At 67.3% G+C, this 23,581-nt stretch carries 23 protein-coding genes; 10 read left to right on the plus strand and 13 right to left on the minus strand.

Features of this window, described 5'->3' with window-relative positions; genetic code table 11:
• Positions 1 to 23: 23 nt before the first annotated feature.
• The 4 genes from fabF to gmk are packed head-to-tail and all read left to right on the plus strand — an operon-like array spanning position 24 to position 4,023.
• Complete coding sequence (gene fabF / locus ACI2KI_RS00840) at positions 24 to 1,304, plus strand: beta-ketoacyl-ACP synthase II (RefSeq protein ID WP_404616941.1); 1,281 nt, start codon at positions 24 to 26, stop codon at positions 1,302 to 1,304.
• A 1-nt stretch (position 1,305) separates the two neighbouring features.
• Positions 1,306 to 2,499: an endolytic transglycosylase MltG gene (gene mltG, locus ACI2KI_RS00845; RefSeq protein ID WP_404616943.1), complete on the plus strand. Its 1,194-nt coding sequence runs from the start codon at positions 1,306 to 1,308 to the stop codon at positions 2,497 to 2,499.
• Positions 2,496 to 3,392 carry a YicC/YloC family endoribonuclease gene (locus ACI2KI_RS00850; RefSeq protein ID WP_404616945.1) on the plus strand — a complete coding sequence of 299 codons (897 nt, stop codon included), beginning with the start codon at positions 2,496 to 2,498 and terminating at the stop codon, positions 3,390 to 3,392. The genes mltG and ACI2KI_RS00850 overlap by 4 nt, the downstream gene beginning before the upstream one ends.
• Positions 3,382 to 4,023 (plus strand): guanylate kinase, encoded by a 642-nt coding sequence (gmk, locus tag ACI2KI_RS00855; RefSeq protein ID WP_404616948.1) that lies wholly within the window; start codon positions 3,382 to 3,384, stop codon positions 4,021 to 4,023. Before ACI2KI_RS00850 ends, gmk begins: the two co-directional genes overlap by 11 nt.
• 47 nt (positions 4,024 to 4,070) lie before the next feature.
• Here the strand turns inward: gmk and ACI2KI_RS00860 are convergent, their stop codons facing one another.
• The 8 genes from ACI2KI_RS00860 to ACI2KI_RS00895 form a co-directional block, all read right to left on the minus strand.
• Positions 4,071 to 5,120 carry a L,D-transpeptidase gene (locus ACI2KI_RS00860; RefSeq protein ID WP_404616949.1) on the minus strand — a complete coding sequence of 350 codons (1,050 nt, stop codon included), beginning with the start codon at positions 5,118 to 5,120 and terminating at the stop codon, positions 4,071 to 4,073.
• Between the two features lie 36 nt (positions 5,121 to 5,156).
• The gene (locus ACI2KI_RS00865) at positions 5,157 to 6,314 is read right to left on the minus strand and encodes a pyridoxal phosphate-dependent aminotransferase (protein ID WP_404616951.1); all 1,158 of its coding nucleotides are present in this window, start codon (positions 6,312 to 6,314) and stop codon (positions 5,157 to 5,159) included.
• A gap of 8 nt (positions 6,315 to 6,322) precedes the next feature.
• Entirely contained in the window at positions 6,323 to 7,132 is an 810-nt protein-coding gene (rsmA, locus tag ACI2KI_RS00870; RefSeq protein WP_404616953.1) for a 16S rRNA (adenine(1518)-N(6)/adenine(1519)-N(6))-dimethyltransferase RsmA, read from the minus strand.
• 9 nt (positions 7,133 to 7,141) lie between these two features.
• A complete protein-coding gene (pdxA, locus tag ACI2KI_RS00875) occupies positions 7,142 to 8,158 on the minus strand; it encodes a 4-hydroxythreonine-4-phosphate dehydrogenase PdxA (RefSeq protein ID WP_404616955.1) in 1,017 nt (338 codons plus the stop codon).
• On the minus strand, positions 8,155 to 9,501 hold the full coding sequence (locus ACI2KI_RS00880; RefSeq protein WP_312062066.1) for a peptidylprolyl isomerase: 1,347 nt from the start codon (positions 9,499 to 9,501) through the stop codon (positions 8,155 to 8,157). The genes pdxA and ACI2KI_RS00880 overlap by 4 nt, the downstream gene beginning before the upstream one ends.
• Positions 9,502 to 9,625: 124 nt before the next feature.
• Positions 9,626 to 12,058 carry an LPS-assembly protein LptD gene (locus ACI2KI_RS00885; protein WP_404616957.1) on the minus strand — a complete coding sequence of 811 codons (2,433 nt, stop codon included), beginning with the start codon at positions 12,056 to 12,058 and terminating at the stop codon, positions 9,626 to 9,628.
• Positions 12,059 to 12,098: 40 nt separating this feature from the next.
• Positions 12,099 to 13,202 (minus strand): LPS export ABC transporter permease LptG, encoded by a 1,104-nt coding sequence (gene lptG, locus ACI2KI_RS00890; protein WP_404616959.1) that lies wholly within the window; start codon positions 13,200 to 13,202, stop codon positions 12,099 to 12,101.
• Positions 13,199 to 14,332, minus strand: coding sequence for an LptF/LptG family permease (locus tag ACI2KI_RS00895; RefSeq protein WP_404616961.1), 1,134 nt, complete (start codon positions 14,330 to 14,332; stop codon positions 13,199 to 13,201). Before ACI2KI_RS00895 ends, lptG begins: the two co-directional genes overlap by 4 nt.
• A 154-nt stretch (positions 14,333 to 14,486) precedes the next feature.
• Here ACI2KI_RS00895 and ACI2KI_RS00900 point away from each other — a divergent pair, with 154 nt between their 5' ends.
• The 4 genes from ACI2KI_RS00900 to ACI2KI_RS00915 are packed head-to-tail and all read left to right on the plus strand — an operon-like array spanning position 14,487 to position 17,096.
• Entirely contained in the window at positions 14,487 to 15,962 is a 1,476-nt protein-coding gene (locus ACI2KI_RS00900) for a leucyl aminopeptidase (RefSeq protein WP_404616963.1), read from the plus strand.
• A gap of 27 nt (positions 15,963 to 15,989) precedes the next feature.
• Complete coding sequence (locus ACI2KI_RS00905) at positions 15,990 to 16,451, plus strand: DNA polymerase III subunit chi (protein WP_404616965.1); 462 nt, start codon at positions 15,990 to 15,992, stop codon at positions 16,449 to 16,451.
• A gap of 17 nt (positions 16,452 to 16,468) precedes the next feature.
• Positions 16,469 to 16,780: a hypothetical protein gene (locus ACI2KI_RS00910; protein ID WP_404616967.1), complete on the plus strand. Its 312-nt coding sequence runs from the start codon at positions 16,469 to 16,471 to the stop codon at positions 16,778 to 16,780.
• Between the two features lie 22 nt (positions 16,781 to 16,802).
• The gene (locus ACI2KI_RS00915; RefSeq protein ID WP_404616969.1) at positions 16,803 to 17,096 is read left to right on the plus strand and encodes a hemolysin; all 294 of its coding nucleotides are present in this window, start codon (positions 16,803 to 16,805) and stop codon (positions 17,094 to 17,096) included.
• A 6-nt stretch (positions 17,097 to 17,102) separates the two neighbouring features.
• Here the strand turns inward: ACI2KI_RS00915 and ACI2KI_RS00920 are convergent, their stop codons facing one another.
• The 3 genes from ACI2KI_RS00920 to ACI2KI_RS00930 all read right to left on the minus strand — a co-directional run bounded on the left by ACI2KI_RS00920 (position 17,103) and on the right by ACI2KI_RS00930 (position 19,693).
• Positions 17,103 to 17,495, minus strand: coding sequence for a hypothetical protein (locus ACI2KI_RS00920; RefSeq protein WP_313103801.1), 393 nt, complete (start codon positions 17,493 to 17,495; stop codon positions 17,103 to 17,105).
• Positions 17,496 to 17,564: 69 nt separating this feature from the next.
• On the minus strand, positions 17,565 to 17,813 hold the full coding sequence (locus ACI2KI_RS00925) for a DUF2164 family protein (RefSeq protein WP_404616971.1): 249 nt from the start codon (positions 17,811 to 17,813) through the stop codon (positions 17,565 to 17,567).
• Positions 17,810 to 19,693 (minus strand): ABC-F family ATP-binding cassette domain-containing protein, encoded by a 1,884-nt coding sequence (locus tag ACI2KI_RS00930; protein WP_404616973.1) that lies wholly within the window; start codon positions 19,691 to 19,693, stop codon positions 17,810 to 17,812. Before ACI2KI_RS00930 ends, ACI2KI_RS00925 begins: the two co-directional genes overlap by 4 nt.
• Positions 19,694 to 19,797: 104 nt before the next feature.
• Here ACI2KI_RS00930 and ndk point away from each other — a divergent pair, with 104 nt between their 5' ends.
• Together ndk and ACI2KI_RS00940 are read left to right on the plus strand one after the other, a co-directional pair.
• Positions 19,798 to 20,217: a nucleoside-diphosphate kinase gene (gene ndk, locus ACI2KI_RS00935; RefSeq protein WP_292082548.1), complete on the plus strand. Its 420-nt coding sequence runs from the start codon at positions 19,798 to 19,800 to the stop codon at positions 20,215 to 20,217.
• 124 nt (positions 20,218 to 20,341) lie between these two features.
• Positions 20,342 to 20,551 (plus strand): glycine zipper 2TM domain-containing protein, encoded by a 210-nt coding sequence (locus ACI2KI_RS00940; RefSeq protein WP_404616975.1) that lies wholly within the window; start codon positions 20,342 to 20,344, stop codon positions 20,549 to 20,551.
• An 83-nt stretch (positions 20,552 to 20,634) separates the two neighbouring features.
• Here the strand turns inward: ACI2KI_RS00940 and ACI2KI_RS00945 are convergent, their stop codons facing one another.
• The gene (locus ACI2KI_RS00945) at positions 20,635 to 22,701 is read right to left on the minus strand and encodes a M13 family metallopeptidase (protein WP_404616977.1); all 2,067 of its coding nucleotides are present in this window, start codon (positions 22,699 to 22,701) and stop codon (positions 20,635 to 20,637) included.
• Between the two features lie 131 nt (positions 22,702 to 22,832).
• Complete coding sequence (purN, locus tag ACI2KI_RS00950) at positions 22,833 to 23,423, minus strand: phosphoribosylglycinamide formyltransferase (protein ID WP_404616979.1); 591 nt, start codon at positions 23,421 to 23,423, stop codon at positions 22,833 to 22,835.
• Positions 23,424 to 23,581: the final 158 nt, after the last annotated feature.

Here is a 23,581-nt window from a genome sequence, read left to right on the forward strand (position 1 = left end):
CTGCAGTCCAAGGAGCGCGAACCATGCGCCGCGTCGTCATCACGGGCCTCGGCCTTGTCACTCCGCTCGGCACGGGCGTGGAGCATGTCTGGAAAGGCATCGTCGAGGGGCGCTCGGGCATCGGTCCGATCACTGCCTTTGATACCGAGGGCTATGGCTGCACCATCGCCGGCGAGGTGCCGTCCGTCGACGGCCGTGGTAGGGGCGCGCCTGATCAGCCGGGCGTCTTTGATCCCGATCAGGTGATGTCGGCCAAGGACCGCAAGCGCGTCGACGACTTCATCCTGTACGCCATCGCCGCCGCCGACGAGGCCCTGGCCGACGCGAACTGGAAGCCAGAGACCGAGGACGACAAGGAAGCGACCGGCGTCATGGTCGGCTCCGGCATCGGCGGCCTGGGCCCCATCGCCGACACGGCCATCGTGCTGAAGGAACAGGGCGTCCGCCGGGTCAGCCCCTTCTTCATCCCCTCGGCCCTGATCAACCTGGCCTCGGGCCAGATCTCGATCCGCCACGGTCTGAAGGGCCCGAACCATTCGGTCGTCACCGCCTGCGCCACCGGCGCCCACGCCATCGGCGACGCGGCCCGCATGATCGCCCTGGGCGACGCTGAGGTCATGGTGGCGGGCGGCGCTGAAAGCTCGGTCGTGCCGATCGGCATCGCCGGCTTCCTGGCCTGCAAGGCCCTGTGCACCGCCTATAACGACACGCCGGAGAAGGCGTCGCGCCCCTATGACCGCGGCCACGCCGGCTTCATCATGGGCGAAGGCGCCGGCGTCATGGTGCTGGAAGAGTACGAACACGCCAAGGCGCGCGGCGCCAAGATTTACGCCGAGGTCGTCGGCTACGGCATGAGCGGCGACGCCTATCACATCACCGCCCCGTCAGAGGACGGCGACGGCGGTCTGCGGGCCATGAAGGCGGCGCTGAAGCGCGCGGGCCTGCAGCCTTCGGACCTGGACTACGTCAACGCCCACGGCACCTCGACCATGGCCGACTGGATCGAGCTGAAGGCGATCGAGCGTCTGGTCGGCGACCACGCCAAGGAGGTCGCCGTCTCCTCGACCAAGTCGATGACGGGCCACCTGCTGGGCGCCGCCGGGGCCATCGAGAGCATCTTCTCGGTCCTGGCCATCCGCGACCAGATTGCCCCGCCGACCATCAACCTGGACGACCCGGAGATGGAGACGCCGATTGACCTGGTCCCGCACAAGGGCAAGCCGATGAAGATCGACGTCGCCATGTCCAACAGCTTCGGCTTCGGCGGCACCAATGCGGCCGTGATCTTCAAGAAGGTCGACTGATTTGGCCAAGGCTCCGTCGCGTCGCCCCGCGCCCAAGGTTCGCATCCCCAAGAACCGCGTGCCGAAGCGGGGCGGCGGCGGAGCCGCCAAATCGAGCTTTGGCGTCGGCCTGATCACCGCCGCCGGGACGCTGGGCGTCTTTGTGCTGGCCGCCCTGATCGGCCTGTGGGTCGTCTATTGGGGGCCGGGTCCGTCGGCCAAGGAAGGCGAGGCGACCATCGTCACCCTGCCGTCGGGGGCGGGCGTCTCGGCTATCGCCGCCAATCTGAAATCGGCGGGCGTAATCCGCTCGACCGACCTGTTCCGCGCCGCCGTCAGCCTGAGCGGCGCCGACCGCAAGATCCGCGCCGGCGAATATGAGGTGCCGTCGGGCGCCTCGCTGGCCACCGTGGTCGGCCTGCTGGTCGATGGCAAGGCGGTGCGCCACTACGTGACCCTGCCCGAGGGCTGGTCCTCGGCCCAGGCTGTCGACATCCTGATGAAACAGCCGGTCCTGACCGGCGAGGTCGAGGCGCCCGCCGAGGGCAGCCTGTGGCCCGACACCTATGAGGTGGCGCGCGGCGAGACCCGGGCCTCGGTCGTGGCCCGCATGCAGCGCGCCGCCAAGACCAAGTTGGCCACCCTGTGGGCCCAGCGCTCGCCCAATACCATCGTCTCCACGCCGGAAGAGGCCCTGGTCCTGGCCTCTATCGTCGAGAAGGAGACGGGCCTGGCTTCGGAACGGCCTGAGGTGGCGGCGGTCTTCACCAACCGTCTGCGGCTGGGGATGCGGCTGGAGAGCGATCCGACCATTGTTTACGGCGTGACCAGGGGCCGTCCTCTGGGCCGCGGCATCCGCGCCTCGGAACTGCGCGCCCAGACCCCGTGGAACACCTATCTGATCGACGGCCTGCCGCCGACGCCCATCGCCAATCCCGGCGAAGAGGCGCTGAAGGCGGTGCTGAACCCGCCGCGTTCGGAATATGTCTTCTTCGTCGCCGACGGCACGGGCGGCCATGTCTTCGCCCGCACCTATCCCGAGCATCTGCTGAACGTGGCGCGCTGGCGCGAGATCGAGCGCCGCAAGGCGGGCCTGCCGCCCGGTCAGGCGGCGTCGGTGCCTGGCGTTACGGCGACGCCGATGAGCGAGGCTGCGCCGGTGGCCATCCCGCCGGGCGCCAAGGTCATCTCGGTTCCCACGCCGGTCGTGCCATGAGTGCGATCTCCGGCCCCATCTCTGGAATGACCGGCTTCGGTCGGGCCGACGGGACGCTGGACGGCTGGACCTGGACAGTCGAGGCGCGTTCGGTCAACGGGCGCTCGCTGGAGGTCCGCTATCGCGGCCCGGGAAGCTTCGAGAACCTGGAGCGGCTGACCAAGGCGGCGGCGCAGGCGCGACTGAACCGGGGCCAGGTGACGCTGGGCGTCCAGGCCAAGCGGGCCGAGGGCAGCGAGCCCGCCCCGCGCGTCAACGAAGCCGTGCTGGCCAGCTATCTGAAGCTGGCGAACCAGTTGGCGGAGGAGGGGGCGACGCCGCCCTCGGCCGACGGTCTGCTGTCCCTGCGCGGCGTCATCGAAGTGGCCGAAGAGGTCGAGGACCCCGAGGCCCATGCCGCCCTCGAAGCCGCCATCGCCGCGACCGTCGAACAGGCGCTGGACGCCTTGAAGCAGTCGCGACAGCGCGAAGGCGAGCAACTGACGCCGGTCATTCATGACTTCGTCGGGACCATCGAGGCCTTGGTCGCGCGCGCCGAACTGGAAGCTTCAAGCCAGACCGAGGCGATCCGCGAGCGCTTCACCCGCCGGATCAGCGAACTGGCCCCCGATGCGCCGGGTCTGGACGAGCGAATCTTCCTCGAAGCCGCCGCCCTGGCGACCAAAGCGGACGTGCGCGAAGAGCTGGATCGTCTGACCGCGCACGTCGATTCCGCGCGGACACTGTTGCAGCAACCCCCCGCCGGGCGAAAACTCGACTTCCTGATGCAGGAATTCATGCGCGAAGCGAACACGCTCTGCTCGAAATCCGCTACCACGCCGCTCACCGGAATCGGCCTCGAACTGAAGGCCGTCATCGAGCAGCTTCGAGAACAAGTTCAGAATGTCGAATAACCGCACCCCCCGCCGTGGCGTCCTGCTGATCGTGGCCAGTCCGTCGGGGGCCGGGAAGACGTCGCTGTGCCGTCGCCTGATGGCCGACCACAAAGGGCTGGAGCTGTCGGTGTCCATGACCACGCGCGGCATCCGCCCGGGCGAGGTCGACGGCCGCGACTACAACTTTGTCAGCCAGGAGGAATTCCAGCGTCTGATCGACGCCGACGCCTTCCTGGAATGGGCCGACGTCCACGGTAACCGCTACGGCAGCCCGCGCGCCCCGGTGGATCGCGCCCTGGCCGAGGGCCGCGACGTCCTGTTCGATATCGACTGGCAGGGCGCCCGCGACGTGGCCGAGAAATGCCCCGGCGACGCCGTGCGCGTCTTCGTCCTCCCCCCGAGCCTTGAGGAACTGCGTCGCCGCCTGGTGACCCGTTCGCAGGACGCCGACGACGTGATCGAACGCCGCGTCGCCAACGCCAAGGGCGAGATCGAACACTGCGACGAGTTCGACTACGTCCTGGTCAACGAGGACTTCGACAGCAGCTACGCCGAGCTGGCGCACATCTATCACGCCGAACGCAGTCGCCGCGCCCGCAATCTGTGGGTCGAGGGCTACAAGGCCGCGCTGCTGAAGGAAGTGGTCTGACTTGATCGCTTTTCCCTCTCCCATTGGGAGAGGGCAGGAATCGAGAGCTAGCGGAAGACCACGCGCACGCCCGGCTTGACCCGCGACGCCAGTTGTTCGGCGTCCCAGTTGGTCAGGCGTACGCAGCCGCTGGAGAAGGTCTTGCCGACCTTTGACGGGTCCGGCGTGCCGTGGATGCCATAGGTGTCACGCGACAGGTCGATCCACACTGAACCGACCGGATTGTTCGGCCCAGGCGGGATGATGACCTTGCGGTCGCCCCGATCATAGCTGACCCGGTCAGGGTCGTAGGTGTAGTTGGGCTCTGGCGCGACGCCGACCACGCTCAGGTCGCCGGACGGCGCGGGACGGGCGGAACTGCCGATGGTGGCGGGATAGAAGGCCAGCAGGTGGTCATTGGCGTCATAGGCGCGAACCGAGCGTTCGGTTTTGTCCACCACGATGCGGGCCACGTCGCCGGCCAGGTCGGTCTGAGCCACGGCGGCGACGATGATGATCTGGCCCGCCTTGCCGAAATCGACCCGGGGGTTGAGGGCGCGCAGCAGGCCTTCGGTCATGTGGAACTTCTCGGCCAAGGCTTCCAACGGGGTGGCGTAGCCGACGGTCGGCAGCTTCGACATGGCCTGAAGGTCGGACGGCACCTGCCCGATGAAGGGCCCGGCCAGATCGGCGGCGGTGATCGTGTAGTCGGCCATGACCTTGCCTGTGTCGCCTGCCGTCAGTCGACGAAAGACCTCGGCGTCCAGAACGCCGTCCTCAGGCAGACCGGCGGCCTTTTCGAAGGCGGCGATGGCCTGACGCGTGTTGTCGCCGCCCAGGCCGTCGATGACGCCCGGCGAGAAGTTGGCGCGGTCCAGCAGGATCTGGGCGCGGGCGATGGCGGGATCGGCCGCGGCGGGCGCCGTCTGGCCGTTCGGGGCGGGCGTCGGTGCGGCCTCGAACACCGCCGCTTCAATCGCCTCTCGCGTGAGCGCAGGCGTCGGTGAAGCGGCGGGCGGCTGTTCGGGTTTTGGCGTCTCGGCGGGCGATTCACAGGCGGTCAGGACGACCAGGGCGAAGGGCAGGGCGGCGGAAGCGACGAGACGCGATTTCGACATGAAGGCTCCGAAGGTTTCGGGCCCTGACGAACGCCCCTAGGCGTTGAGGCGTTCCTCGGCGGCCGCTGTTCTGGCCGCGAAGAAGGGCTTGATCCGGGCCAGGGCGTCTTCGATCTGGGGCGTCGAGACGGCGAAGCTGAAGCGGATGAAGCGGTGGCCGTTGACCGGGTCGAAGTCGACGCCGGGCGCCGTCGCCACGCCGGTTTCGCGCAATAGGGCCTCACAGAAGGCGATGCTGTCGTCGGTCAGATGGCCGATGTCGGCGTAGATGTAGAAGGCGCCGTCGGGCGGGGCGATGGAGCGCAGGCCCATGGCCGGCAGGGCGTCCAGCATCAGGGCGCGATTGGCGCGATAGACGTCGATATTGGCCTCCAGCTCGTCCTCGCAGTCCATGGCGATCAGACCTGCGTGCTGGCTGAGCGTGGCGGGGGTCAGGAACATGTTGCCGACGCGGGCGCGGGCCTGCGGCACCTCGGCCTCGGGCAGGATCAGCCAGCCCAGACGCCAGCCCGCCATGCTCCAGTATTTGGAGAAGCTGTTGACGATCAATGCGTTCGGTTCGAACTGCAGCATGGACGGGGTTGGGCCGGTGTAGGACAGGCCGTGATAGATTTCGTCCGAGATGACCGAGATGGTGCGCTCGCGGCAGACCTGGGCGATGGCCTTCAGCTCATCCTCAGGGATGATGGTGCCGGTCGGGTTGGCCGGGCTGGCGATGATGACGCCAGCCGGAGCTGGATCGAGCGCGCGCAGGGCCTCGGCGGTCAACTGGAAGCGCACCTCGGGGCCGCAGTCGATCTCGACCGGCTCCATGTGCAGGGCCTTCAGCGTGTTGCGATAGGCGACGTAGCCGGGGCGGGCGATGGCCACCCGGTCGCCGGGCTGGAAGCGCATCATCAGGGCCAGCACCAGGGCGGGGGATGCGCCCGCCGTCATGACCACCCGCTCGGGATCGACGGTGACGCCGTAGCGGTCGTCGTAAAGCTTGGCGATGCGGGCGCGCAAGGCCGGGCTTTCCCAGTAGCCGCCGGGCTCGCTGTCGAGAATCCGATGCGCCTGGGCGATGGCGGGCTGGGGCGCGCCGGTCGAGGGCTGGCCGAACTCCACGTGGATGATGGAGCGGCCCTGGGCCTTCAATTCATGGGCCAGTCTGCTGACGCTGATGGCGCGGAAGGGTTCGATTTCAACAGGCATATCAAGCTTTACTTCAGGGCGTCGGCGAGGCGCAGGAAGCCCGCGATGTCGATGACTTCGGCGCGGGCGTCGGGTTCGATGCCGGCGGCCTCGCACAGGGCGGCGCCGCCGAGCTGTTTCAGGCTGGAGCGCAGCATCTTGCGGCGTTGGCCGAAGGCGGCGGCGGTGACGCGTTCCAGCTTCTTCAGCCGCTCGGGCGAGGGGCGCTCGGCGCGCGGGACCACATGCACGACCGCCGAGGCCACCTTGGGCGGCGGGGTGAAGGCGGCGGCGGGCAGGTGCATGACGATGCGGGCGTCGGCCACGGCCTGGGTGATGACGGCCAGACGGCCATAGGCGTCGTCGCCGGGGGCGGCCACGATGCGCTCGGCCACCTCCTTCTGGAACATCAGGGTCAGGGCGCAGGGCTGCCACGGGCCGGTCAGCCACTTGATCAGCAACGGCGTGCCGACGTTGTAGGGCAGGTTGGACACCAGATGGGCGGGACCCTCAACCAGTTGATTTTCGCGCACGTTCAGGGCGTCGCCCTCGACGATGGTCAGGCGGCCGGAGCCGTCATCCAGTTCGGACAGCAGAGGGATGAAGCGCGGGTCCTTCTCGACCAGCACCACCTTGCCGGCGTCGCTTTCCAGGATGGCGCGGGTCAGGCCGCCGGGGCCGGGGCCGACCTCGATCACGGCGCGGCCCTCGAACGGACCGGCGTAGCGGACGATCTTGCGCGTTACATTGAGGTCCAGCAGGAAGTGCTGGCCGAAGCTCTTCTTGGCCAGCAGGCCGTGGGCGTCGAGCGTTTCGCGAAGGGAGGGAAGGTCCGTCATACGCACGCCTTAGCGCGTGGCGCGCGCCGCCGCCATCTCTGAAGCCAGGCGCACGGCGGCGATGAAGCTGTCGGCGCGGGCGATGCCCTTGCCGGCGATGTCGAAGCCCGTGCCGTGGTCAGGCGAGGTGCGGACGATGGGCAGGCCGAGGGTGGCGTTCACCCCGCCCCAGAAGTCCAGCGTCTTGACCGGGATCAGGGCCTGATCGTGATAGAGGCAGATCGTGGCGTCGTAACGGGCGCGAGCCTCGTCGTGGAACAGGGTGTCGGCGGGCAGGGGATCGGTGATGTTCAGCCCTTCGGCGCGCAGGGCGGCGGCGGCAGGGCGCAGGACCTCGACTTCCTGCAGGCCGATCGAACCGCCTTCGCCCGCATGGGGGTTCAGAGCGGCCATGGCCAGGCGCGGGGCAGCGATGGCGAAATCCCGCTTCATGGATTCATGCACGACGCGAGCGACGCGCATGACGCGGTCGGCGGTCACCAGCTCGGGCAGTTGATCGATCGCGACATGGATGGTCACCAGGCAGGCGCGCAGATCCTTGGCGGTCAGCATCATGACCGGGCCGCGCGTGCCGCTGAACGGCATGTCGGCGGTCAGTTCAGCGATGAACTCGGTGTGGCCGGGGAAGCGGAAGCCGGACGCATACATCGGCGCCTTGGCGATGGGGGCCGTGACGACGCCTCCGCCTTCGCCCGAGATGACCAGATCGACAGCGCGCTCGATCCAGTCGGCGACGGCGGGCGCGTTGTGGGGATCGGGCTTGCCCGGCGTGACCTTGGCGGGTGCCGGGTGGTGCAGAACCGGGATGGCGCGACCGAAGACTCCGCGAGCGTCGGACGGGCTGAAGATCTGCTCGACCGGCGTGCCCTGGGACGCCAGGACGTCGGCGTCGCCGATGACGACGAAGGGCGTGATGGGGTCGAGCGGGCCGGGCGGCGTGGCCAGAACCGGCCACGCCTTGGCGATGATCTCCGGCCCCACGCCGGCGGGGTCGCCCATCGTGACGATGAGCGGCCGTCCGGTCATCTTTGCTTGATTTCGATCAGGGCGTCAGCTCGCAGATCGCGCAGGTAGCGGCGGCCCAGCATGGCGTAGTTCTGATTCTGCAGGCGGGATTCGACCTGCTGGCGCGAGGGCGCTTCGGGGCCGCCGAGGCGGCGACCGCAGACCGCCAGGATATGCACGCCCAGCGGCGTGCGCACGACGCTGCTGACCGTACCGACCTCTGCCGAGCGGGCGACTTGCTGGAACTGCGGCAGCAGGTTGGCCACGTCGCTTTCGCCCAGGTCGGCGCCCTGCATGCCTTGCTCGGCGCGGGCGCGTTGCAGGATGTTGTCGCAGGTCGTTCCGCTGCGCAGTGTCTCGAGGCGCTGGGTCGCGGCGGCCACGTCGGCTTCGCTGGCGGTCTCCGGCAGTTCGATCATGACCTGCTTCATCTGAACCAGGCTGGTGGCCGCGCCGGAGCGCTTGTCGCGCATGTAGAGAATGTAGACCCCGCCATCGACCGGAATGGGGTTGGAAAGCTGGCCGACCTCGAGCGCCGCCATCGCCTGCTCCAGCGCGGGCTGAACCGTGCCCTGGACCACCCAGCCGGCGTCGCCGCCGCGGGCGGCTGAGGGCGCGGCCGAGAACTGGCGGGCGACGGCCATGAAGGGCGCGCCCTGGACCATCTGCTGAACCAGTTGGCGGGCGCCGTTCATGGCTTCCTGCATACCGCCGACACGGCTGGCTTCGAGGTAGATCTCGCCGACCAGATACTGGGGCTTGGTGGCCGACTCGGTGAGCTGGCGCATGGCTTGGTCGACCTGGGTGCGGCTCACCTTGGCGCGATCGCGGAAGCGACCGCCGACCAGTTCACGCCAGCCGATCTCGGTGCGCAGCTGCTCGCGGAAGGCTTGGGGACGGATGCCGCCCTGTTCCAGGAAGGCCATGTAATTCGGGCCGGTGGTGCCGGCCTCGCGCGCCATGCCAGCGATCTCTTCATCGACTTCCTGATCGCTGATTTTTAGCGATTCGAACTTGGCGATCTCGGCGGCCTGCAGGTGCTGTTCGATAAGGTCGTTGAGCGCCTGCTGCTGGATGGCGCCGATATTTTCTTCCGTGGGCTGGACCTGGGCCATGGCCATGACGACCAGCATCCGCTGGCGCAGGTCGTAGCCGGTGATGATCCGGTCGTTGACGGTGGCGATGATGCCGTCCGACAGGCGGAACTGCGGAGCAGCCGCAGCGCGTTGAGGCGCTTCCTCGGCGGCCGGGTTCAGCGTCCCGGCGGCAGGCGCCGGTTGGGTCGGGGCCGTCTGGGCCGCAGACTGACCGACAGCCGTGCCGGCCATGAGGGCGGCCATGGCCACGCCCGTCGTGTAACGCATCAAACGCATCGTCAGTCCTGATTCCCTAAAGCCGTCTCGTCCCCCGTTCAGCAGCGTCATTGACGATGCCGAGCCGTGGAGGGCGCGCGCCCCTGTACGCCATGCTTAGCGCATATCATCGCGTTCAATAGCCTGAACCTCCAAAAGTGGCGAGGTTAAGTCGAATATAGACCCCTTCAGAGGGACCGGTCGGGCGCACCCGGGTGTTGTCGCGACGCCATCCCAGCTCGACGCGGAAGCAATCGTCGTCGAACAGAAGGCCGACTTCGGAGCGGGTGATGATGTCGCGTTCCAGATCGGCGATGCCGTTCACCGCCACGCCCCAGTTGCCATAGACGAACTGGTGGCCGGACAACTGGACGAACTCGTAGTTGCGGTCCAATGGGCCGCTGACCGGGTTGGAGCGGTCGATGATGTAGCTCAGGCTGGCCTGGTTGCGGCGTCCCCAACGTCCGTCAACCGTCGTTTCCGCGCGGCGAACGTCGCCGTTGGGGTCGATGGTGGCGTGCGCCCAGCCGCGGATGCGGTCGGACGGAGCAAAGGTCGCCTGGACCACCCAGTCAGACGTGCGGTCGGCCAGGCCGGAGGGGTCGTAGAGGCGCGCGGGATCGTCCGGGATCGGCGTCAGGAACTCGTTCTGATCGTCGGCGCGAATGCTGCGGCCGATGAACAGGCTGGCCGAACGCTTGTCGTCCCAGCGCAGGGTGGCGCGGGCGCCGGCCGTGAAGCGAACTCCACCTTCCAGCAAATCGTAGCCGGGGAAGCGGTCCATGCGGAACAGGGAGCTGTGGTCCAGTTCCAGCGTCTGACTGTCCTCGTTGGGGATGCGGCGATCCAGGTCGGCGTCGTTCGACACTGACAACTGGGCCATCGGTTCCAGGATCAGGTCGGCTTCGGCGCTGAGGCGGCGATAGAGCGGGTAGCTGACATCCACCCCGGCGCTGGCGCGTCCGCGCGTGAAGACGTCCGAGTTCACGCCCATCATCGGCGGCAGGTCATTGACCGAATAGACGTCGAGGCGGGCGTCCACGAAGGGCTCCCAGCGCAGCCCCATCGGCGAGATCAAGGTGCGGCGCCAGTCGACCTGCCCGGTCATGCGTCGGCTGTCGACGCCGGGCAAGCCGTCGGTCGGGCCGGGGGGGATCAGCTCCGGCGGCAGGGTGGGGGAGCCGACATAGGCGTCGCGGAACAGGGCGACGGCGGAGCCTCTCAGGCGCAGTCGGCCGCCGAACACGGGATTCTGAGCTTCCCATCGTGCGTCAATCAGCGGGGCGACCAAGGGCAGGGTCTTGTCGTCCTCGAAGATGTTCAGGGCCGGCGTGACTGGGTCAAACTGCGCGACCCGCAGGCTCTGCATCGAGAAGGCTGCGACCGAAAGATAGGACCTCTGGGTCTGCCGTTCGGCGTAGATCTGGCTGATCAGGCGGCGACGGTCGCCATAATAGAGGCCGTTGTCCTGATAGGTGTCCCGGACGTTGTAACGGTCGAAAAGGCTCTTGTCCGAGGTGCGTTCGGCCGTGAAGCCCCAGCGCCACGGCCCTTGAAGATCGAACTTGCCGTGCGCCAGCAGATAGCTGCGATTGGTGCGGTCGCCGAAGCGGACATTGCTTTCAGCGTCGCCGTCGCCGTCCTGGTCGAAATCGCCGAAATCGCGCTCATAGGTGTAGCCGCCGCGCACGACCAGCGTGCCGCTGTCGAAGCGTCGACGCCACTGAGCGTTCAGGAAGGGCGCGATCTTGGTGTTGATCTGCGGACTGATCAGCCAGTCTTCGGACGGTGAGACGACGTGAAGGTAGGGAACCTCCAGAGAGGCGCCGCGGCCTTCATCGAAATCCGGGAAAGGAATCAGGAAGCCGGACGCCCGCTCGACGCTGGGGTCGGGGTGAGCAAAGGCCGGCAAGTAGAAGACCGGCACCCCTCCGACGCGGAAGACGACGTTGCGATACAGGATGGCGCGCAGGTCCTGGTCCTGCACCGCCTTGTCGGCCTGGATCGAGACGCTGGGCTGCTTTGGCCCGTTCACGTCGCAGATCGGGCAGGGGGTGAAGATGACGCGGTTCAGCTCGCTGACGTTCTCGGAACGGCGCACCGCCGTCGCCGCCATCAGGCTGGCGCCATTGGCGAGGCGCATGGCGAGATCGGTCGCGACGCCGGCCTTGAGGTCCGCATCCAGTTCGATGCGGCTGGCGTGGACGACCGTACCGTCAGGGGCTGCGATTTCGGCGTGGCCGGCGGCGGTGGCGACGCCGGTCTTGAGATCGTAGGTGACCTCCTCGGCGCGGATGCTGTGGTCGCGGGTCCGGGCGTAGACGCGATTGTTGGGCGTCCCGTTGGCGCTCACGACGTCGCCCTCGCGGCTTGCGGCGTCAGCGTTCACATAGAGGCTGTCGGGCGTCAGGCCGTCGGCTCCAGGTGCGTTCTGGGTGGTCGGCGCCGGGGCAGGCGCCGCGGCGATCTGGGCCATCGCGGGCAGGGCCGGCAGGCAGGCGACGACGGCCGCACCGGCCAGGAGCTGGGCGCGCAGGGCTCCCTCACGGATTTTGCGGCGATCACTCATGCGGAATCCACTCTTTGCCGGGCGACCGGAAACCGTCCGATTAGCCGTCTTCGGTATAGAACAGCAAGGTGAAGGCGGCGAGCGCCGTCAGCACCGGCGGCAGCCAGGCGGCCAGAACCGGCGGCACGACTTCGGCCGAGCCCATGGCTGAGGAAAACTGGTTCACGAAGAAGAAGGCGAAGCCCAGCACCACGGCCGCCACCGCCATTCGCGCCAGATCGCCGAGCCGCATCAGACGCAGCGAGAAGGCGGCGGCCAGTATCGACATTGCGGCGAACATCAACGGCGTGGCCAGCAGTTGCTGAAGGCGCAGGCGATAGGCGGTCGAGGCGAAGCCTGCGTCCTCGATTCGCTGGATCTGGTTCGGCAGCGACCAGAAGGGCGTCGATTGCGGCCGGGCGAAGCGCTGGAAGGCCTCCTTGTCCGCCAGGTTCGAGGGCAGGTCGAGCGTGGCGTAGCGAACTGCGCGCTGGCCCGTCTGGGCGCCCGTTGCGTCGGTCAGGCGCCAGCGTCCGGCCGTCAGCGAGGCCGTGGCCGCGTCGATCCGCTCGGTGAAGGTGCGACGACCGCTGGCCGTGGTCGTGTAGATGAAGAAGCTGGCGTCCAGAAGCCGCCCGCTGGCCGGGTCCTGCCGTTCGCCGCGAATGATCATCTGGCGGGCGGCGTCGCCTTCGCGCAGCCAGACGGCCTGCTGGGTTTCGGCGCCGGGCGAGGTGCCGGAGATGCGGCCACGTTCACGCTGCCACAGCCCGTCGCCGGCCGCGGCCATGGGGCCGAAAACGGTGACGGTCAGGACGCCGAGCACCAGGGCGCACCCTGCGGCCGGCAGTACGAATCGCCAGGCCGAAACGCCCGCCGCGCGCATGGCGATCAGTTCGCTGCGCCGGTTCAGGCCGACGAAGGCCGCCAGGGTGCCGAAAAGGAAGACGAAGGGCAGCAACTGGATGACGACGCTGGGCGACTTCAGCAGCACCAGGCCGAAGATGCGGGCGCTGGACAGTTCGCCGGATGAGTTTAGCCCGCGCGACACCTCGACAAAGTCGATCAGCATCACCAGGGCGGAAATGACGGCCAGGGCGACGGCCAGGGCGCGCAGTTGCTGGATCAGCACATAGCGTTCGATGCGGCCGAGACGGATCCTCATGCGAACCTCGCCTTGAAACGTTCATAGGGCGCCCAACTACGTCGCCGATGCGGTTTGAGTGCGCGGAACAGCAGGCGCAGGGCCAGGAAACTGACACCGAGCGGCAGCAGATATTGAAGCAGGTTCAATGCGCCGTTCCAGGCGCTGGCCGCGACCAGCCCATAGCCGAACACGCGCACGATTAGGAAGACGCCCGCCGCCTTGGCGATGCGACCGCTGTAGCCGGTTCGGCTGAAGGACCCGCCGAGGATGGCGGTCAGCGCCAGGGCCATGGCCGCTAGTGCATAGAGGGGCGACGCCAGCCGTGAATGGGCCTCGGCCAGAAGTTCGCCGCGCGTGCCAGCGCTTTCCAGCAGGGCGGGCGTCGGGTCGAGCAGCTCTGTCAGCCACAGGTCCGACGGCTTGAAGCGGATGCGCTCCGTCGTCTTGGTGTAGGGCGAGAGGTCGAAGACCTGCTGGTCGAACGATAGCTGGTTCAGAACGTCGCGCGAGGAGTAGCGCTGCATGGAGCCATTCTGCATGGTCAGGACCGGCAGGCCGTCGACGCGACCGAAGCGGGCGGAATCGGCGTCCCAGGTCGTGACCGTCTTGCCGTTGTCCAGATAGACGAACAGGTTCTTCAGCAGGCCGTTTTGCTCGATCTGCTGGACATAGACGGTCAGGCCGCCGGGGCCTTGAACGAAACGGCCTTCCTCGACCAGCAGGGCGGCCAGGTCGGTGCGGATTGCGAAGGCCTGGCGACGCGCCTCGCGTTGGGCCCAGGGCTGGACGAAGACATTGGTGATCAGGGCGACCACGGCGATGATGACGGCGATCTGGATCGCCGGCCGGATCAGGGACCAGCGGCTGACGCCCGCGGCGTAGGCGGCGGTCAGTTCCTGTTCGCGCTGCAATCGGGTCAGGGCGATCAGGGCGCCGACGAACAGGCCGATGGGCAGGATGACCGCGATCAATTGGGGCAGGGCCAGAAGGGTCAGCTTGGCCATGACCCAGATGCTCTGGCCGCGCTCGACTATGACTTCGAGTTGGTCGAGGCTTTGGCTCAGCAGCCCGATTCCGGCCAGCGCCGCGCACGCCGCCACGACGGGCAGGCCGATCTGGCGAAAGAGGTAGCCTTGAATCAGCGTCATGGTCGGAAAGAAAGGGTTTCGGGGGCGAGCGAGTTGCAGCCGCGAGCGATGCGGGCCATGTAATACACATCCCAACGCGACGGTGGAACAGCCGCAGCGTTATGTCTGATTCAAGCACGACCGGGGCATGGAACCCTGGCCTGGAGTAGGTTTCATGAAAATCGAGTTCGTCGCTTCCCCCAGCGCCGCTCAAATCCTTGCCGTTCTGGTCCACGAAGGCCGTGCGTTGGCCGGTACGGGCTCTGCCCTGGACGCCGCCGCTTCGGGCGCACTGACCAAGGCCATGGCGAACAGCCGTTTCACCGGCGCCGCGAACACCAATCTCGCCGTTGCGGCCCCGGCCGGCGTCGACGCCAATTCGGTGCTGCTGGTGGGCGCGGGCGCGGCTGACAAGTTCGACGATCTGGCGGTCGAGACCGCCGCCGCCGCCGCCTATCACGCCGCCAAACTGTCTGGCGCCGAAGTCCTGACCATCGACGCGGCGCACCTGTCGGCCGAACAGGCCGCTCGCGTCGGCTTCGCCGTGCGCCTGGCCGCCTACCGCTTCGCCAAATATCTGACCAAGCAGAAGGCCGACAAGATTCCGTCGGTCACGACGGTTCGCGTCGTCACCTCGGACGCCGCCGCCGCCGAAGCCGCCTTCCAGCCGCTGTCGGCCGTGGCCGACGCCGTCCTGTTCTCGCGCGACCTGGTGTCGGAACCGGCAAACGTCCTGTATCCGGCCGAGTTCGCGCGCCGTGTGAAGGAACTGGAAGCCCTGGGCGCCAAGGTCGAGATCCTGGGCGAAGCCGAGATGGAAAAGCTGGGCATGCACACCCTGCTGGGCGTCGGCATGGGCTCGGAGCGTGAAAGCCAGCTGGCCGTCATCCAGTGGAACGGCGGCAAGGAAGGCGAGGCCCCCATCGCCTTCGTCGGCAAGGGCGTCTGCTTCGACACCGGCGGCATCAGCCTGAAGCCGGCTGACGGCATGGAAGAGATGAAGTGGGACATGGGCGGCGCCGCCGCCGTGGCCGGCCTGATGCACGCCCTGGCGGGCCGCAAGGCCAAGGTCAACGTGGTCGGCGTCCTCGGCCTGGTCGAGAACATGCCTGACGGCAAGGCCCAGCGTCCGGGCGACGTGGTCGTGTCGATGTCGGGCCAGACCGTCGAAGTCCTGAACACCGACGCCGAAGGCCGCCTCGTGCTGGCCGACGCGCTTTGGTACACGCAGGAGCGCTTCAAGCCGAAATTCATGATCGACCTGGCCACCCTGACGGGCGCCATCATCATCTCGCTGGGTCTGGAATACGCCGGCGTCTTCTCGAACAATGACGACCTGGCTGACGGCATCCTGGCTGCTGGTCCCAAGGTTGGCGAGAATGTCTGGCGCCTGCCGATCCCTGCCGCTTATGAGCGTCACATCGACAGCCCGATCGCGGACGTGAAGAACACCGGCAACGGCCGCGCCGGCGGCTCGATCACCGCCGCCCTGTTCCTGCAGCGCTTCACCAACGGCGTGCCGTGGGCGCACATCGACATCGCCTCGACCGCCTGGGTCAAGGACAGCCGCAACCCGACCGTGCCGGACGGCGCCGTGGGCTATGGCGTGCGTCTGCTGGACCGCATGGTCGCCGACAAATACGAAGCCTGATCCGACGCATTCAGAGGGTAGGGCCGGGTGTCTGACGCAAAGCCGGAAATCTGGTTCTACCACCTGGAGCGCTCGACGCTGGATCAGGTGCTGCCGGGCCTGCTGGAGAAGACCCTCCAGCGGGGCTGGCGCGCCCTCGTGCGCGGGGCGGTCTCGCACCGCCTCGACGACATCGACGAGCACCTGTGGACCTATCGCGCCGACAGCTTCCTGCCGCACGGTCTGGCGTCGGAGCCTCACGCGGCCCGTCAGCCCATCCTTCTGTCCGAATCAGGCGAGAACCTGAATGGTGCTCAGGCGCTGTTCATCGTCGATGAGTCAGAGCTGGGGGCCACGGAAGGGTACGAGCGGTGCTTCATCATTTTCGACGGTCGAAACGAACAGGCGTTGCAGCACGCCCGCGAGCGCTGGCGCACGCTGAAGGCGGCCAACGCCAACCTGGCCTACTGGAAACAGACGGACGAAGGGCGCTGGGAAAAGGCGGCCTGATCGTCTCCCTGAGCGCCTTGGGGCTGCTGACGGTCGCCGGTTGCTCCTCGTCACCTCCCACGCCGACCGCGCCCCGCATCGTTGAGCAGGCGCGTCAGAACCAGCCGGTCGGCACACGCCTGCCTCAGAACGACGCCGACATGTGCAAGGCGGGCGAACTGCAGTGGGTGGTCGGGAAACCGCGGACCGAGATTCCCGTTCCGGTGGACGTGGTGAACCGTCGGGTGGCCTGCACCACCTGTCCCGTCACTGAAGACTATTCGCCTTACCGCCTGAATATTTTCTACAATCAGCAAACCGGCATCGTCGAGCGCGTGAGCTGCGGCTAAGCCCGGAACAAAGAGGAACGCCATGAAGACGATCGTGATGCTGACGGCTTTTGCGGGCGCTGTGACGCTCTCTGCCTGCGCTCCTACCCATGATGCGGCGCCGGGGGCTGAACCGACGCCTGTGGCCTGCAAGGCTGGCGACTATCAGGAATATGTCGGCCGCAATCGCTCGACCATTCCCGCCGCCGCCCCGCGCGGCCGCATCTTCCGCGTCCTGTGCAGCAGCTGCGCGGCGACCATGGACTATCGCGATAACCGCGTGAACTTCACTTACGACGACAAGACCGAGGTCGTGACGCGCGTCAGCTGCGGCTGACGTGATTCAGGGGGCGGGCTTGACCGTGACCCGGACCACGTCCGCCCCCTCGGTCCCGACTTCATAACGGGCCGTGCCGCCGCGCCGCATCATCATGCGCGGGGCGGCGATTTCCTCGCCGTTGCGGAACAGGTTCACCTCGGTGACGAGCATATCTTCGGCGCCGTCACCCTGTTGGGCGTAGACGGTGGTGTTGAAATCAAGCGCATCCTGGTCGCCGTTCAGGGTCAGGTTCGCCGTGCCGCCGACCGCGACGAAGGTGCTGGCCAGAACCACCTCCTTGCCCGCTTCCATCAATTGCAGCTCCACCGCGTAACGCTGAGGCGTCGCGTCCTGGGCCAGGGCGGGGAGCGCGATCAGCGCGGACGCGAGCGTCATCGCGGCGAACAGGTGGTTCATGTCGGCGTCCTTTCAAGCGAGCAGCGTCTAGGTGCTGTGATTCACGTAGAACGTCGATATGGAAAGGCCTCAGCGCTCCAGGCCGTAGAGGGCGTCGGCGACGTCCTCGACCTTTTGACGGACCACGATCTCGGCGTCGCGGAGACCGCGATTGTAGAACAGCCGACCGACGTCGCGCTCAATGAACTCGACCAACATTTCGGCGGGAAGCTGGCCGACCTCGACTTCCATGTCATCGCGCAGATAGGCGCGCAGACGGCTGGCCGCCTCCTGCAACTCTTCACGTGTCAGGACGGAAGAAGGCTGCTTCTTCGTCATGCGACCTCCGCCAGGGCTTCCTCGGCGGCGATCCACTCGGCCTCGGCTTGATCGAGCTCCGCCTGGGTCTTGGCGCGGGCGCGCGTCAGGCCCTCCAGTTTTTTCGGGTCCTTGACCGCGGCGTTGGCCAGATCGTCGTCCAGACGGGCCAGGTCGGCGGTCAACTGGGACATGCGATCCTCGGCCTTCTTAACCGCATGGCGCAGGGTGGACGGCGAGGGACCTTTCTTCTTCTCGACCTTGGGCGCAGCGGCGGGCGTCGGGGCGGAGGCCGTGACCTCCTCGCGCACCTGGGTCGGCTTCATGCCCGCCTGCTTGGCGCGGTCCAGGACGAACTTCTGATAGTCGTCCATGTCGCCGTCGAAGGGTTTCACCGATCCGTCGGCGGCCAGCCACAGGCGGTCGGCCACCAGTTCCATCAACGAGCGGTCGTGGGTGATCAGGATGACCGCGCCCGTATATTCATTGAGCGCGTCCAGCATGGCGCGGCGGCTGTCGATGTCCAGGTGGTTGGTCGGTTCGTCGAGGATCAGGATGTGCGGCGCATCCATCGCCACCAGATTCAGCAGCAGGCGCGCCCGCTCGCCGCCCGACAAGGAGCCGACGGTGGTCTCCTGCTTCTCGAACGGCAGGCCGAACTGGGCCAGACGGCTGCGGCGGCTGCTCTCCGAGGCGTCCGGCATGGCGCGGCGGATGATCTCCAGCGGCGTGTCCGTCGGGTCCATGGCCTCGATCTGGTGCTGGTGGAACCAGCCCACGCGCATCTTGCCGTCGCGGTGGAACTCGCCCGTCTCGATGGTCAGGGCCTTGGCGATCAGCTTGGCGAAGGTCGACTTGCCCGCCCCGTTGACGCCCAGCAGACCGATGCGGTCGTCCAGGTCCATCCGCAGGTTCAGGTTCTTCAGGATCGGCTTGCCCGGCTCATAGCCGACGTTGGCCTTCTCCAGCCGGATCAGCGGCGGGGGCAGGGGACGTTCCGGCGACGGCAGGGTGAAGGGGGCGACGCGCTCTTCCGGCGGCAGCTCGATGCGCTGCATCTTCTCCAGCCGCTTGACGCGCGACTGGGCCTGGGTCGCCTTGGAGGCCTTGGCCTTGAAGCGGTCGATGAACTTCTGCAGGTGGGCGCGTTCGGCGTCCTGCTTGGACTTGTTGGCCTCCATCAGGCGCAGCTTCTCGGCCCGCGTCTTTTCGAAGGTGTCGTAGTTGCCAGTGTAGAGGTCCAGCTTGCGGTTCGACAGCTGCAGGATGTGGGTGCAGACGCCGTTCAGCAGCTCGCGGTCGTGGCTGATGATCAGGGCCGTGTGCGGATAGCGCTTGAGCCGCTGCTCCAGCCACAGGGCGCCTTCCAGGTCGAGGTAGTTGGTTGGTTCGTCCAGCAGCAGCATGTCCGGCTCGGCGAACAGTGCGGCGGCCAGGGCCACGCGCATTCGCCAGCCACCCGAGAACTCGGCCATCGGGCGGTGCATGTCGTCCTGGCTGAAGCCCAGGCCGACCAGGATTTCCGAGGCGCGCGACGGGGCGCTGTCGGCGTCGATCTCGATCAGGCGGCCCCAGATCTCACCCATCTCTTCCGGTTCAGCGGTCTCCAGCCGGGTCAGCAGGTCGTGGCGCTCGATGTCGGCTTCCAGAATGGTGTCCAGCACGCTGACCGGCGTGGCGGGATGTTCCTGATCGACCGAGCCGATGCGCGCGGTCTTGGGCAGGGAGATTTCGTCGCCGTTGGCGGCCAGTTCGCCGAGGATCAGCTTGAACAGGGTCGACTTGCCGATGCCGTTGCGGCCGACCAGACCGACCTTGGACCCTGGGGGCAGGCTGACGGAGGCGTCGTCCAGGAACTCGCGGCCCCAGGCATTGTAGGTCAGGTTTTTGATCTGCAGCATGGGAACCGGAAAGAAAAAGGCTTACGCGCGGGGATATTGGAAAGATGTGCGGCGCTCGCTATAAGCCGCCGACCCTCAAACTCCCAAACAAGAAGTCACTTCCCATGACCGAACGTACCTTCTCGATCATCAAGCCCGACGCCACGCGCCGCAACCTGACGGGCGCCATCAACGCCGTGATCGAAGGCGCCGGCCTGCGCATCGTCGGTCAACGCCGCATCAAGCTGACCGAAGCCCAGGCCAAGAAGTTTTACGAAGTGCACGCCGAGCGTCCCTTCTACGGCGAACTGGTCGGCCAGATGATCGCCGAGCCGGTCGTCGTCCAGGTGCTGGAAGGCGACAACGCCGTCGCCAAGTACCGCGAAGTCATGGGCGCCACGAACCCGAACGACGCCGCTGAAGGCACGATCCGCAAGCTGTTCGCCCTGTCGATCGGCGAGAACTCGGTCCACGGTTCGGACTCGCTGGAAAACGCCGGCATCGAAATCGCTCAGTTCTTCACCGACGCCGACATCGTTGGCTAAGGTTTGAATAGGCCGCCCTTGCGCGGCCTAGCGAGAGCATAAAGACGGCCCGTCTCCGGAACCGGAGGCGGGCCGTTTCGTTTTCACGGTCCTGTTACCTGTTCAGCCACCAAGGAAGACCGCCATGAAGACGATCCTCAAACTGGCGCCGGCCATCGGCCTCTTGGGCCTTCTGGCCGCCTGCGGCACCACTACGGAACAACGTGCGGCTTCGGGCGCTCTCGGCGGCGCTGTCGCCGGCCAGGCCATCGGCGGCAATACGGGCGCGACCGTCGCCGGCGCCGCGATCGGTGCGGTTGCAGGCGCCGTTACGACCCCCAAGAAGCCGAACTGATTTCGCCCGGGCCTTCCAGATAGAAGAACGGCGTCAGCTGCGAAGCTGACGCCGTTTTCGCGTTCGCTATTCGGACGCGCCGCTTACCAGATGCGGGCGCGGCTTTCAGGGGCGATGTATTCCGCCTGATCCGGGGTGACGCCGAAGGCGGCGTACCAGGCGTCGATGTTGCGCGGCGGGGTGGCGGCGCGGGCGGCGCCCGGCGAATGCGGGTCGGTCGTCAACTGCTCCTTGAGCGCCGCCTCACGCGACTTCTCGCGCCAGACCTGAGCCCAGCCGAGGAAGACGCGCTGGTCGCCGGTCAGACCATCGATGACCGGGGCCGGCTGGCCGTTCAGGCTGCGGTGATAGGCGTCCAGCGCCATCAGCAGGCCGCCCAGGTCGGCGATGTTCTCGCCCATCGTCAGCGCGCCGTTGATGTGGACGCCGGGAACAGGTTCCTGAGCGTCGTAGAGGGCCCCCAGAACCTTGGCGCGTTCCTCGAAGCGGGCGGCGTCTTCCGGCGTCCACCAGTCGCGCAGCACGCCGTTGGCGTCCGACTTGCGGCCCTGATCGTCGAAGCCGTGGGTGATCTCGTGGCCGATCACGGCGCCGATGCCGCCATAGTTGACGGCCGGATCGGCGTTGGGGTCGAAGAAGGGCGGCTGCAGGATGGCGGCCGGGAAGACGATCTCGTTGCGCGGCGGGTTGTAATAGGCGTTCACCGTCTGGGGCGTCATGCCCCATTCCAGCGGATCGACCGGCTTGCCGATCTTGCCGCGCTTCCAGGCCCAGTCGAAGGCCGAGGCGCGTTCGACATTGCCGTAAAGGTCGGTCGCCGACAGCTCCAGGCCGTCATAGCTACGCCACTTGTCCGCATAGCCGATCTTTACGCCGAACTTGGACATCTTGAGCAGGGCCTGCTCGCGCGTCGGCTCGCTCATCCAGTCGAGGTTTTTCAGTCGCTCGGTCATGGCGGCGCTGAGGTTGGCGACCAGGGCCTCCATCTGGGTCTTGGACGAGGCGGGGAAGTGCAGGCGGACGTACTCTTGGCCCAGCACCTCGCCCAGCTGGCCGTCGACCAGGGCCACGCCGCGGTTCCAGCGCGGACGGTTCTCGGGCTGACCGCGCAGGGTCTTGCCGCGGAACTCGAAGCGCGAGTTCACGAAGGCGTCGGACAGGTAGGGGCCGGCCTGATCGACGATCTGGAAGGCTTCCCACGCCTTCAACGTGTCCAGGGAGGTGTCGGCGAAGACCTGGGCGATGCCCGGGATGGCGGTGTTTTCCATCAGGACGACGGTCGGCACATCAGCGATCTGGGCGCCTTGCAGGAAGGCGGTCCAGTCAAAGCCGGGGGCCAGCCTGGCCAGGTCAGCGGTCGAGGCCGGGTTGTAGATCTTGTCGATCTGGCGACGCTCGACCGTGGTCCAGTGCTTTTCGGCCACCTTGGTTTCGAAGGCCAGGATGTCGGCGGCGGCCTGAGCCGGGTTCGACCAGCCCGCAGCCGTCAGGGCGCGGGTGATGTAGGCGACATAGGCCTCACGCTGAGGCGCGAAGTCGGCCTTCAGGTAGTAGTCGCGATCGGGCAGGCCGAGACCGCCCTGGCCCATATAGGCCGAGTTGAGGTTGGGGTTCTGCAGGTCCTCGAACACGTCGACGCCGAACAGGGAGCCGCCGAAGCCGGCGTGGCTTTCGCCCATCAGGCGGGCCATGCCGCTGTGATCCGTCACGGCTCGCACGGCGGCCAGATCGGCGGCCAGCGGCTGGGCGCCCAGTTGATTGACGCGGGCCTCGTCCATGAAGCTGGCGTAGAGGGCACCGACCTTTTGCGCATTGGCGTTGGTCGGGTTGGCGGCGCTGGCTTCGATGATCGACTTCAGCTGGCTCTGGGCGTTCTCGTACAGGACGTCGAACGGGCCGAAGCGGGCCTTGTCCGAGGGGATATCAGTGTTCTTGAGGTAGGTCCCGTTGGCGTATTCGTTGAAATCGTCGCCCGGCTTCACCGCCAGGTCGCGACCGTTCAGGTCAAAACCCCAGGGGTGGATTTGCGGGGCGTCAGCCGCAGCAGCGGCGGCGTGGCCGGCGTGGGCGTTCTGGGCCGAGGCGGCTTGGGCGGAGAGCGCGAGGGCGAGCGCCAGGCCGGCGGCGCCCATCAGGCGGGTCTTGGACATCGGGTCTTCCCATGTGGAAACATCAAGCGGTCGCCGGTCCACTCAGGCTGGACCGATCCGATCGTTCGCGGGGAAACTGCTCCTGCCTGCGACCGCCTGTCGCATTAAAAATCGTTAAGGTGGACGTCGCCCTAGCGCGCGACGAAAGCCGCCAGTGTTTGCGGATACAGCACATGCTCCGCAGTCTTGACCCGCTCGGCCAGGGTCTCAGCCGTATCGCTCGCCAGGATCGGCACGCGGGCTTGACCCAGGACCGGGCCTTCATCAACGCCTTCAGTCACGACGTGGACGGTGCAGCCTGCCTCTGCGTCGCCGGCCTCAATGGCGCGGGCGTGGGTGTTCAGACCGGGATAGAGAGGCAGCAGCGACGGGTGGATGTTCAGCATCCGCCCCCCCCACTTCTGCACCAGCCAGGGCGTCAGAAGGCGCATGTAGCCGGCCAGGGCGATGACCTCGACGTTCCGCTCGACCAGCAGGGCGTCGATGGCGCGCTCATGCGCCTCGCGGTCCTTGCCGAACGCCTTGTGCTCGACCGTCAGGGCCTCCACCCCGACGACGCGGGCCTTCTCCAGCCCCGCCACGTCGGCGATGTTGGAAACGACCACCACCACCTCATAAGGGGCGTCGGCGGCCTGACCTGCGGCGATCAGCGAGGCCATGTTCGAGCCGGAGCCGGAGATCAGCACCGCCACGCGCGTCTTGGGCTTGCGGGTTTCAGTCATGGAGCGGCTCGGGCGACGGATCGGGGAGGCGGGAGGGATGCGACCGTCGTCGCCTCTTGGCAAGCCCATGCCGCTGATCAGGGCGTCATAAAGTCCGTTGCCGGACGGCCCCGCTTGGCGTTAGCGTCCCGCCGCCGGGCTGTCCGGCGCGTGAGGGG

Origin of the sequence: Brevundimonas sp. NPDC046655, assembly GCF_044901625.1 — a bacterium.
GTDB lineage: Bacteria > Pseudomonadota > Alphaproteobacteria > Caulobacterales > Caulobacteraceae > Brevundimonas.